Annotated in this window: 10 protein-coding genes; 6 read left to right on the forward strand and 4 right to left on the reverse strand. The window is 56.0% G+C overall.

The genetic code is table 11. The features are described 5' to 3' along the window. Nucleotides 1–569: 569 nt before the first annotated feature. Nucleotides 570–965, reverse strand: coding sequence for an SDR family NAD(P)-dependent oxidoreductase (locus OHL22_RS25075; protein WP_377819279.1), 396 nt, complete (start codon nucleotides 963–965; stop codon nucleotides 570–572). Nucleotides 966–1,242: 277 nt separating this feature from the next. On the opposite strand from OHL22_RS25075, the gene OHL22_RS13735 reads away from it, so the two are divergent. The 3 genes from OHL22_RS13735 to OHL22_RS13745 are packed head-to-tail and all read left to right on the forward strand — an operon-like array spanning nucleotide 1,243 to nucleotide 2,761. Then, entirely contained in the window at nucleotides 1,243–1,428 is a 186-nt protein-coding gene (locus OHL22_RS13735; protein ID WP_263338281.1) for a zinc-binding dehydrogenase, read from the forward strand. Nucleotides 1,429–1,451: 23 nt separating this feature from the next. Continuing rightward, on the forward strand, nucleotides 1,452–1,832 hold the full coding sequence (locus tag OHL22_RS13740) for a Rid family detoxifying hydrolase (RefSeq protein WP_263338284.1): 381 nt from the start codon (nucleotides 1,452–1,454) through the stop codon (nucleotides 1,830–1,832). Nucleotides 1,833–1,855: 23 nt separating this feature from the next. Further along, nucleotides 1,856–2,761: a PhzF family phenazine biosynthesis protein gene (locus OHL22_RS13745; RefSeq protein WP_263338287.1), complete on the forward strand. Its 906-nt coding sequence runs from the start codon at nucleotides 1,856–1,858 to the stop codon at nucleotides 2,759–2,761. 39 nt (nucleotides 2,762–2,800) lie between these two features. Here the strand turns inward: OHL22_RS13745 and OHL22_RS13750 are convergent, their stop codons facing one another. After that, complete coding sequence (locus OHL22_RS13750; RefSeq protein ID WP_263338290.1) at nucleotides 2,801–3,760, reverse strand: LysR family transcriptional regulator; 960 nt, start codon at nucleotides 3,758–3,760, stop codon at nucleotides 2,801–2,803. A 143-nt stretch (nucleotides 3,761–3,903) separates the two neighbouring features. On the opposite strand from OHL22_RS13750, the gene OHL22_RS13755 reads away from it, so the two are divergent. The 3 genes from OHL22_RS13755 (at nucleotide 3,904) to OHL22_RS13765 (ending at nucleotide 7,857) form a co-directional block, all read left to right on the forward strand. Beyond that, the gene (locus tag OHL22_RS13755) at nucleotides 3,904–6,054 is read left to right on the forward strand and encodes a S9 family peptidase (protein ID WP_263338293.1); all 2,151 of its coding nucleotides are present in this window, start codon (nucleotides 3,904–3,906) and stop codon (nucleotides 6,052–6,054) included. A 123-nt stretch (nucleotides 6,055–6,177) separates the two neighbouring features. Further along, nucleotides 6,178–6,687 (forward strand): hypothetical protein, encoded by a 510-nt coding sequence (locus OHL22_RS13760; RefSeq protein WP_263338295.1) that lies wholly within the window; start codon nucleotides 6,178–6,180, stop codon nucleotides 6,685–6,687. 156 nt (nucleotides 6,688–6,843) lie between these two features. After that, entirely contained in the window at nucleotides 6,844–7,857 is a 1,014-nt protein-coding gene (locus tag OHL22_RS13765) for a ketopantoate reductase family protein (RefSeq protein ID WP_263338296.1), read from the forward strand. Between the two features lie 43 nt (nucleotides 7,858–7,900). Here OHL22_RS13765 and OHL22_RS13770 read toward each other — a convergent pair whose 3' ends face one another. After that, nucleotides 7,901–9,826 (reverse strand): S9 family peptidase, encoded by a 1,926-nt coding sequence (locus tag OHL22_RS13770; protein ID WP_263338299.1) that lies wholly within the window; start codon nucleotides 9,824–9,826, stop codon nucleotides 7,901–7,903. A 92-nt stretch (nucleotides 9,827–9,918) separates the two neighbouring features. Further along, nucleotides 9,919–10,380: a helix-turn-helix transcriptional regulator gene (locus OHL22_RS13775; RefSeq protein ID WP_263338301.1), complete on the reverse strand. Its 462-nt coding sequence runs from the start codon at nucleotides 10,378–10,380 to the stop codon at nucleotides 9,919–9,921. Nucleotides 10,381–11,215 lie beyond the last annotated feature (835 nt).

The raw sequence follows: 11,215 nt of genomic DNA on the forward strand, positions 1-11,215 counted from the left end.
AGCCCTGACGTATTGGTCGCCGCCCTCCCGTATTTCGAACTAATTTCGAGATCAGCGGAAGCGAGCCTATCCGGCTTCGAAGATAGACTTCGAACATGGTGCTTGTCGCCACTCTCTTACAACCATTCGGGCGAAAGTCTAATTCGATAGCCGAGGGTCTCGGCTTCGTGCCTTCTGACAAAGAAAAGGAAGGCGATAGACAGCCGTATGCCCTCGGGTTCGAACCCAGTTTGAAAGGATTTGGTCCAACTTGGACCAACTGTCTTTTTGTTTCGACGATCATCGAATTAAGAGCTAGTCAATTCTATTGAATATAAAGGGGATTGGCTCCTCAGGAGGGATTCGGACCCCCAACCTCTCGGTTAACAGCCGAATACCAGTAGTCGCGAAGCGATCGAGAATATGAAGACGAACAGATAAGGAACGAAATGTCGGCCAGTGTTCGCCAATCCAGTCCACGTGGACGTAAAACGGCCTAGCCTGACAAATGCGTCTGGTTGGCCGCTGTCGATATCAAGCCGAATCACTCATCCATGCTCGCTCGATGAGCACTGGCGTTCGTTGAGACGTTACGAGAACGCCGGGCGGGCAGAACCGTGAAGCTCACCCCTGGGAACCAGCATCCTTAGACCGCACATGCAATGCCTAGGACCGGCTTTTGGTGTGCTGGAGGCCGATACACCAGCGTTATTGATGAGCAGATGTATGGCTCCGTGGATATTTTCCACATCCCTAGCGACAAGCTCAAGGTTTCGTTCGCAACCAACATCAACGCAATGATCCGTCACGACAATACCGGGTCGCGTGAGCTCCGTCTTCGTTTGCGCGATCACGGAAGAATCGACGTCGACTAACGCAAGATTGCAATTGCGAGCCGCGAACTCGGTCGCCAGCGCTTGCCCCAGACCGCTGCCCGCTCCGGTGATTACGGCGACTCGGCCTTGATAGTTGCGAACCAGTTCCAACGGTATACCAGACTTGGATGGCTAGTCCCGCTTCCAACCAAGCGTGCTTCGCCGGACCGCCGGCGCAAAGAAATCCTAGTGCAGCTTTATGGTATGGAAATGGCCGAATACATGCACCTGCTTTTCAGTGACTCCAGGGCGACGCACTTACTGAGCCAGAATGCGCCTGTACCCTAGAATCGTGCGAAAACAGCAATATAATGCTGCTAATAATGAACTTGTGGAATTGTCGATTCTCGCTTAGAAACAGTAAAGGTTTGCCTTTTCTGCATGGCCTATGCTCCTCCACTACGTCGCGCGCCGAGAAGAGCTTGAAGCTTCCGTTAACGAATTGTTCAATGTGGTGGCTTCCGGAAAGGTGCGCATTAAGATCAATCAGCGCTTTGCGCTCAAGGATGCTGCTGACGCCCACAAGGCATGGAAAGTAGGCGCAAGCTCGGGCACCACCATCCTGACCATCTAACCCAGTATTCATAGGAGTTTTCCATGAGCAAAATCGCAATTACCTCGTCTGAACTCACGCCGCCTGTCGGCCCGTTTTCCCAAGCGATCAAAGTCGGCGGTTTCATCTATCTCAGTGGTCAGGTCGGTCAAGACCCCACGACGGGCAGGCTAGTGGAGGGAGGTATTGTGGCCGAAACCGAGCGCATCTTCCAGAATCTCGCGGCAGTTCTTAAGGCGGCTGGCAAGAGTTTCGATGACGTCGTCCGCGCTGGTGTGTATCTCACGAGCATCAGTGATTATGTGGCTTTGAATGGCATTTACGCCAAACATTTCAGTCAGCCATTCCCCGCGCGTACAGTGATCGCGGTGGCCGCGCTCCCGCTTGGGGCCTGCGTTGAGATGGACCTCATCGTCGTGGCCTGAGGCGACGCAGGGAGGCTGATCTCATGAAATACACATTTCACATCGTCGATGTTTTCAGCTCGACACCGTTCGGCGGTAATCAACTGGCGGTTTTGCCGGACGCGGCGGGTATTTCGACAGAGGGCATGCAGAAGATTGCTCGCGAGTTTAATTTCGGCGAAACGGCCTTCGTCATGCCCAAGAACGATTTCAATACGTATCGTGTGCGCATCTTCTCCCCTCGGACGGAGCTTGACTTCGCGGGGCATCCCTCGGTCGGCACAGCCTGTGCACTCGTGATGAAGCAGCACGTACGGCTTAGTGATCCAATCCGGCTGATTCTTGAGGAGAATGTCGGTCCCGTGATAGTCGATGTCGCCCAGCGAAACGGGGGCTTCCACGGCACGTTGACGTTATCGGGGAAGATTGAGGCACCGACCGGCGCACCCTCTCCGACTGATCTCGCCGCCGTCCTATCCATCGAGCCCGCCGAGGTGAGCCAAGTCTTTTTCGCAGGCGTCGGTGTTCCGCTCTGTTTTGCGCAGCTGAAGTCGAACGAGGCTGTCGATCGGGCGGCGATTAATCGGTCTGCCTGGGCAGCAACGCTCTCGCGCGCGTGGTCTCCCCACATCTTCTTTTTTGCGGGACATCTACAGGACGGCGGCAAGCTCTATGCTCGCATGTGGGCACCCGCGCTGGGCGTTGAAGAAGATGCCGCGACGGGCGGCGCGTGTGCAGCCCTCGTCGGGGCGATGGCATTAAAGCCCGATTTTGGCGGGACGGGCTACCGTCTTTCGATCCAGCAAGGTGTCTCGATGGGGCGCCCAAGTGAAATTGAAGCCGAAGCGCGAAAGAGCGGCAGCGTTGTGCTCTCCGTCAGCGTGGGGGGCGCCACGGCATACATCGCAAGCGGCGAAATCGAGGTGCCGCCGTCCGCGCTCGTGTCTTAGAACGTCGAGTGCGCTCAGTGCACGTGAACCGCTCGGCCGCTACTTGTGCGGTCGCGACGTCGGCCGGCTCGCGAGTACACGCTTTCGGCTCGCGGATATAGCTTTCGTTGTCTTGGCTGGCTCAAACAAATGTCGAGTGCCGTCTTCCAGCAGTTCGACGGCCTTCTCCAGGGCGCCCAGTTGTGCAATCCGCGCTATCGCTACGGATAGGCGCAAGTCAAAGGATGGGGGGCGCAGCACTTCAACCGTGTCTCGACAATTTTTCCTGGCGATAAAGCGGGCCGGCAGCAGCCCGACTCCATATCCTGACTGAATCAGGGCCAGCTGCAAATGTATGTTGTAGTGGATTTCAGCCGCAACTATCGGGGTGAAGCCGGCGCGTTCCATCTGATCGATGAGGCTCGCCCGAAGCAAGCACCCAGACGGGTTGAGCACCCAAGGGGCTCTGCTCAAACTTTCCCAATCGCCATGAATGACGCCTGCGGCGCTTTGAACGATCTCCATGCGGTCATTGGCGATGATGTTCGTTACAAGAGGCGAAGGCGCGGTTTTACCTTCGGGCAAAAACACGACAGCCACGTCGAGTTCACCGGCGAGCAGTCGCTGAAATAATTCACCGGTAAGTGCGCTCAACAGCCGCAGCTGGACCTTGGGGTATTTTTCAGTCAGCGCGCGAATAGGTTTGATAAGCGTCCCCTCGGCCAAGGCATGCGCGAGCCCGATGCGCAAGAGGCCGTGAGGTTCGGCGTCGCGCGACGCAACAGATTTGATCGCCTCTGTCCGCCGCAACAGGTCGCGCGCTTGTTCAAGTATCCTGGAGCCCAGCGAGTTCAGGCGCGGCGGCTTTACTGAGCGGTCGAGCAACTCAGCCCCCAATTCAGCCTCTAGCCTTTGCAGTTGCCGGGTTATCGCGGATGGTGTCCGGAATAGACGATCGGCTGCACCGGCAATGGACCCAGCCTGGGCAAACTCTACGAGCGCGTGTAAATCATCGAGCAAGGGGGCCCTCCTAAATTACTCCTGAATCTTCCCTCAACGAATAGCAGAATCGTGCGCTGACAGCAATATCATAGTGATAATAATGAACTTGTGGAATTATCGATTGTCCGTTAGAACCGGTGAGGAGGGGCAGTGGAGATAGCGTGAACAGATCCGTGTATAGAGTGATGGTGGCCGTCGCCGGCTTGGCGGTGCTCGGGATGACCGTAACGCTGGCCGGCGCACAAACCGCCCATCGACCGGCTTTTACACTCAACGATGTGATGCAGGCGCCGTTTGCGTCGGACATGCTGGCCGCGCCCAGGGGCACATCCGTGGCGTGGGTAGTTAACGCGAAGGGCTGCAGTAATATCTGGGTGGCAGACCCTTCCAATCACGCGAAAGCGCGTCAGATCACACCGTACACAGAGGACGACGGTTTCGATATCGGCGAACTGGCGTGGTCGCCGGATACGAAGTCGATCGCCTTCACACGGGGCCAGAGTCTTGAGGATGAGACTCCGTCCAATGTTAATAACTCCCCGGAAGGCCCGCTTCCCAAGGAAGTATGGGTCGTTGCTACGGCCGGCGGCGCGCCGCATAAGGTCGGCGCGGGAGACTCTCCTATCTTCTCGCCCGATGGCAGGCGGCTGCTGTTTGTCGACAAGAAGACGATTCTGACGGTGGCCGCGAGCGGCGATGGCGCCGCGCAGCCATTGCTTATCGATCAGGGAACAGTGGACTCGCTAACATGGGCGCCGGACGGCAAGCGCCTGGCGTTCGTGAGCCATCGAGCCAGCCACTCGCTGATCGGTGTCTACGATTTCGTTGACCAAACCATCGTCTGGTTGAGTCCGAGTCTCGACTACGACAGCTCTCCCGAGTTCTCACCGGACGGCGCACGGATCGCCTTTGTTCATGTGCCGGCCCAGAAAACTCCCCCCGCATTCTTCTCCCAACGCAGCGGACGGCCGTGGTCGATCTGGACGGCGGACGTGAAAACCGGCCAGGGGCGACGTGTCTGGATTGCCGACGCTGGACCCGGAAGTGTATTCCATCCAACGCGCTCGGCGACGAACGACGTTCCCGACGTTGACTCGGCGACAAACCTGTTCTGGACCAACCATGATGATCTCGTGTTCCCCTGGGAGAAAAGCGGCTGGCTGCATCTATATGCCGTCCCCGTGCGGGGCGGCGCGGCCCGCGCACTCACGGTGGGAAAGTTCGAGGTCACACACGTCGTCTTCAGCCAGGACCGCAAGCGCCTGGTCTATTCGTCCACTCAGGATGACACCGACAGGTTGCATATCTGGACGGTCGATGCCGAGCACGGTTCGGCGGTGCGCACCGCCCAGAGCCAGGCCATCGAAGATTATCCGCAGATCGGCGCCGATGGCGCTCTTTTCGCATTGCAGAGCGACGGCAACCAACCGCTGCATCCGATCGCGTTGAGTGCGGAGGGGCAATGGCAGCGGCTCGCTCCGGAAACCATCCCGTCCTCCTTCCCGAGTTCCAAGCTCGTCATGCCCCAGGCCGTGACCTTTACGGCGAAGGATGGCCAGGAAGCGCACGCGCAACTGTTCCTACCACGCGAAACCACCTCCAAGCCGCACCCGGCGATTCTGTTCTTTCACGGCGGCCCTCAAAGACAGATGTTTCTGGGGTTCAATACCAACCGTTCGTATAGCTGGATATACGCCTTTAATCAGTACCTCGTGGCCGAGGGCTACATCGTGCTGTCAGTCAACTATCGCGGTGGTACCGGCTATGGCCTTGACTACAGAGAGGCCGACAACCTCGGCCCCGGCGGCAGCAGCGAACTCAATGACCTGTTCGGCGCTATCACCTATCTGCGAGGCCGACAGGACGTCGACTCCCATAGATTAGGCATCTGGGGGCCAAGCTATGGGGGACTCATGACGGCTCTCGGTCTCGCGCGCGCCTCAGATGCATTCGCGGCCGGTGTCGATTATGCGGGCATACATAACTGGTCGACGTTCCTGTCCTCGGTGGGCGACCCAATCGACGGAGGCGATGCGAACCGCCGGGCGGTGGAATCCTCCCCCATCGCGACCATCGACCAGTGGCACTCGCCCGTGCTGCTTGTGCAGGCGGACGACGACGACGTTGTACCCTCCCCGCAGGCCGCCGAACTCATCGAAGGCTTGAGGTCGCACAACATCGACCATGACGTAATCATGATCCCGAACGAGATTCATGACCTCGCGCGCTACTCATCGTGGATGATTTTGTTCAATGCGGCGGATGTGTACTTCGATCGGTATTTGGGCAAGCGGAGCGCGCCAGATCCGTAAGCAGATCCATTACTACGGTTTTGATCCACGGTGTGTGGGCCATTCGCTGAGGCTTTGAAAAACCAGGTATGGCGCCTTTGGAAGGTATGGGCAGAACTGCCCGCAATTTGCAAGGGAGAGAAAATGCTGCAAACACTAATTTCAACGGCGATTCTGGCCGGCGTACTACCCGGAACTGCGACGATGGCACAGGCGCCAGATGCCGCCTGTGCGTTGCCTTCAGACCCCAAGGACATTCCCGCTGCGCTTGATGCGGCAATTACCGGGCCCGCGGACAAAGATCGAGGCTGCATGAAGGCCCTCTTAATACCCGAAGCACGCCTGATGTTTGTTTCACTCGGCGCTGACGGAGCGCCAACCTACAGGGTCGAGAACCTGGACGATTGGATCGCCCGCGTCAAAGCCCGTGGTCACGCCGTGCTCGAAGAAAAGCAACTGAAATTTCGCATTGAGCGCTACGGCAACATCGCGCACTTATGGAGCAGCTACACGCTCGAAAGCGACGGCAAGCGAATCGCGCGCGGCATCAACAGCATTCAAGCAATCAAAGAAACCGGCGGCTGGCGAGTTACAAGCATCCTGGTGCAGGCTGAGTCGGCCACTGCACCACTTCCCAAGGAATATCTACCGTAAGGGAAGCAAGCTCAAAAGCAGAGAGCTGGGGAAGGTTCGCGCAACTTCGCACAAGACAACTCCCTTTCCCCTAAACCTATTGGGAGTTCATGCCCGGTTCTTCACGCTTGAGAATCTGGCTTAAGCCAGAATGGAACGCGAGGAGGATTGGGTTTCATGAATACGTTGATTGTCGGGGCTGGAGCGTTAGGCGGAGTGATTACGGGGCGCTTGCTAGATGCTGGCGTTGAGGTTGCGCTCGCGACGCGAGACCGTACTTCATCTGATCGGCTGCTGACGAGTGGAATACGCATCAGTGGAGTAGAAGGTGACGTCATGGTTGATGTTAACCGCGTTGCACCATTGTCAGACTACAGGGGCCAGTCCTTCGATCTCGTCCTGCTGGCGACCAAAGCTCAGTCGGCCATCGAACTTGCTCCGCAACTGATCCCTCTGCTTGCACCGGGCGGGACGTTGTTGCCCATCCAAAACGGTGGCATTCCGCGTCTTTTGGCAGACGAAGTCGGAGAGGAATACGTTCTGGGAGGCCTTTCGAATCTCGGAGCCACCATGATTACTCATGGGGTATATGAACAGCGAAATGCGGGGCACATTCTCATCGGCGAACTTCGCGGAGGAAATAGCGGACGTACCATCGCGGTGGATCAATGGCTTGCTCAAGGGATTAGTGTCCGAACAACGTGCAATTTCCGTGGCTCCATGTGGTCGAAATTGCTGCTCAATTGTTCTGTAACCACCATTGGCGCAATCGTTGGCTGCACGATGCGGGAATACGTCCAGCTTCCACTGGGGCGAGAGGTATTCGAGAAGATCTACTCGGAAGTACTCAATGTCGTGCTGGCCCTTGGAGAACAACCAGAAACGATGCTGGTCGAGCCGATTCCTCCGTGTAGGACGGGAAGCGGTGATACATCTCAAGCGTATGAGGGCTGGTTTCAAAAGATAGTTGATAACTATGGCGACACCAAGCCTTCAATGCTCCAAGATTTTGAGCGTGGCCGCTCGACTGAAATCGATTTTATTAATGGCTATGTCGTCGGACTTGGGAAGCAGAACGGAATAAACGTTGAATTCAATGAGGTGATTGTTGCGATAGTTAAGGCAATCGCTGGCGGAGATACTCGTCCATCAGCGGATCACCTCAGTGCAATCATCGCGAGGGCTTCCTAGAATAAAGTGCGTTAATCGCCAGTAAGAGTGGATACCACGTTCTTCAATGTTGCAAATACTTGTGGAACCACTGCACAACAAGAAGATTCGACTTGATGCGCGTCGAAGTCTGATTCCATCCATGGCCCTCTCCAGGAAAGATCACCAACTGAACTGGCACTCTGTTCTTTTCGAGCGCAGACGCCATCTGCTTTGCTTCTCCAACCGGAACATTTGTATCGTGGTCGCCGTGCAAAATCAGGGTCGGGGCGATGATCTTGTCAACGTGGTTGATTGGAGATAGCGAGCGCAGGAGGTCCGCTTGCGTGTCTGGATCTCCGAACTCCGTCTTTGAGACAGCCGCCATCCAGCCTTCAGTGTTCTTGAAAAATGTCTCAAAGTTCACCATGCCGTACATATCCACTCCCGCGGCGAACAGGCGCGGATATGTCGAGAGTGCGGCCATCGTCATGTATCCTCCATAAGAGCCCCCCATTATGCCAAGGCGTTTAGGATCCGCAATGCCTGCGCTTACGAGGAAGTCGGCTGTATCTTTCACGTCTCGTATGGCGTTGACGCGCAGAGCACCATTGTCCAGATTCATGAAGGCCTTCCCGAATCCTGCTGAACCTCGAATGTTCGGAGCAAACACGGCAATCCCTTGAGCGAGAAGCGATTGGTAGTCCGAGTGGAAGGTAGCCAACTCTTGGGTCTCTGGCCCGCCATGAATAGAGATAACGAGCGGAAAAGGCTTTGAACCGGGCTTCGGGAGGTAAAGCCAACCGGAAAGCGGCAGCCCATCGCTTGCCTTGAACTGCTTCAGTTCCGGACGCACAAGTTCATCTGTGTCGACGCCCGGATGATTGCTTAACGAAATTTGTCGAAGCTGCATGGTGGTGAGGTTCAACGTCCAGATATTGGGTGCCTGAGTCGAGCCGTACAGGTTCAGAGCGAGCAATTTACCGTCTGGGGAAAAGGAAACTTCAACCGCATCGGCTTCTTCTGTGGGCAGTGTTGGTCCAGCCGAGAACTTCCCCGTCTGCGGATGAAAGAACTCGATCTCTGCACGCCCACCAACATTCCAAAAAAGGACGACCAGATCGCCGGAGCGATTGATGACCACGTTCCACAATTCCGCATTATCGCGGCTTTCAAGGACTTCCATCGGACCGGGTTCACCGGCTGCGGAAACTTTGATTCGCACGAATGCCAAGCGATCGCGTCCTGCGTCCGATCGCGCAAATACAGTGCGCCCGTCGGGCGTGATATGCCCATAAAACTGGCCTGATCCGGTATGAGATGTGAGCAGAGTTTCCTTTTTGTCCGCCAGTCGAACGAGGTATAAATCCTCATTCCCTCTATCATGGAGCCGGTATAGGAGCGCCAGCTTGCCATCTGCGGTCACGTCCAAAAAATCCCCTGTTCCCGTGTTGTATGCACTGGGTTGAAACGTGGGTGCCTGTGGGTCAACAACGTAGTCATTCATACCGGTGCTTCCACCCATATTCGAGGCAATGAGAAGGCGTTTCCCATCGGCGCTCCAACCATCAAGCCAGTTATCGGCTTTATCGCTCGTTGTGACACGCTGAACTTGAGTTCCGTCTGGCCGCGCAATGAAGGTCTGTTCATTCAGGCCACCTTCCGGCGCCTCTGAGTATGCGAGCCAATCCTGAGTCGGTGACCAGTAGACGCTGGTCACCTCATTCTTCGAGGCCACGGCCAAGGTCGGCCAGCCACCCTCTGCCGGAGTGACCCATATTTGAGGAATGCCGTTGATGTCGCAGATCATGGCGAGTCGTCGGCTATCAGCCGAGAACGATGGCATATGGCAGCGAGAAATTCCAGACAGAGCCGTGATGAAATCTTGCTGCGCTTGTGCCGAATCCTGGGCGTCTAGAATGCGACACAAAGGGCCGTCAAGCAGCAGAACGTACCCCACAAAAAGTAAAAAGGCGTTATAAAAGCCGGATTTGACCCAAGAAATGATCATGAATCACCCTACTAAGATTTTGCTCTGGGAGCCCATGGAAAAGCTTGGAAATTCTTAGCGTGGGCCGATCCCAGATTAGAATGCCTTCGCCGCTATCCATGAACACGAGTCAGCCGATACTGAGCGGGTGTATAGCCGAACTGTCGCCGGAATGCGGTCGTCAGATGACTCTGGTCGTAAAACCCGCATGCAGAGCTAATATCGGCGATTGATCGTTCGGGCAAAAGGAGCATCTCTCGCGCCCGAAGTATTCTGCGTTCCCGAACGAACTGGATCATGCTCTTGCCGTACCAACGCCGGAACTCTCTCGATACATGAGTCGGATGACGCTCTACTGCACGCGAAAGCTGCGGCAGGCTCATGGAGGAGGTACAGTATGCATCCAGGTATTCACGAGCTTTCTCCAACCAGTTGGGCGGCGAGATAGCGCGCCCGATTTTGACGCGATTCAAGAGCCCTGTCAGGTCCAGTATGGCCGTGTGTACTGCAAATCCAGCCAGGTTGTCCTGAGAGCTGAACTCATTCCATAGGCTTCGGCAAATGTTAGTCGCCATACTATGCCGAATTTCTCCACTATCTATCTTTGACAATGGTGCCTCAATCTCGCAGAAGTGATGCGGCCGAATTTCAAGGTTCAAACAAAGTGATCCTAATCTAAAGTTGCTCGCATGCACTTCGTCCGGAGCCAAGTAACGCACAGAGTTTACATCACAGAGAGCTTCCCGCCCTCTGCAAGTTTGGTAATACGCTCCTTCAAGGACTACAACGAAGAAGGCGCTCTCGTGTCGATGGTTCTCCAGTCGTGAACCTGGATGATGGTAGGTAGCGACGAGGGCGCAATCCTCAAAGACTTGCCGTCTCGTGATTGTGCCTGTGACCGGGAGTGAGTCTGCTGAACGCTGCATCGTTGTCCTCAACAACTTTAGATGCATCGACGAATCCCAAGCGCTTGACTCCCGGCGCGCGGCCGGCGAGCTGGGGGCAGAAGCAACGACCGCGAAACTTACAGATCGTGGCCGGTACACGCTGAACGGCTAATGGGGAAACCATGTACGCTCTGCGAACCGTTGCAAAGGGCAGATCGAATGCAATGGCGGGCAACCCCAAGTGCGCCCGTCCACCGAGGCGCATTGTGCCGTGGAAGGCTAACCTAGCGAACACTATGCCGGTCCGCATATAAATACGCAAATGAGCGAAAGTCTTGGAACTTGGGCGGAGAATCAGACACAGAATTGCCATCGCCGCGCTTAAAGGCCGCGGGACTCTGGACGGCTTTCAAGCAATCGCGATATACGACGTTCGAAAACTGAAGACCGATTACAGGTCACAAATTGTTCGCTCGATGAGTGACTTGGCGATAATTCGCTCGTCGAAACGTTGTCGCCTGAA

The sequence above is a fragment of the Acidicapsa dinghuensis genome (genome assembly GCF_025685685.1).
GTDB lineage: Bacteria > Acidobacteriota > Terriglobia > Terriglobales > Acidobacteriaceae > Acidicapsa > Acidicapsa dinghuensis.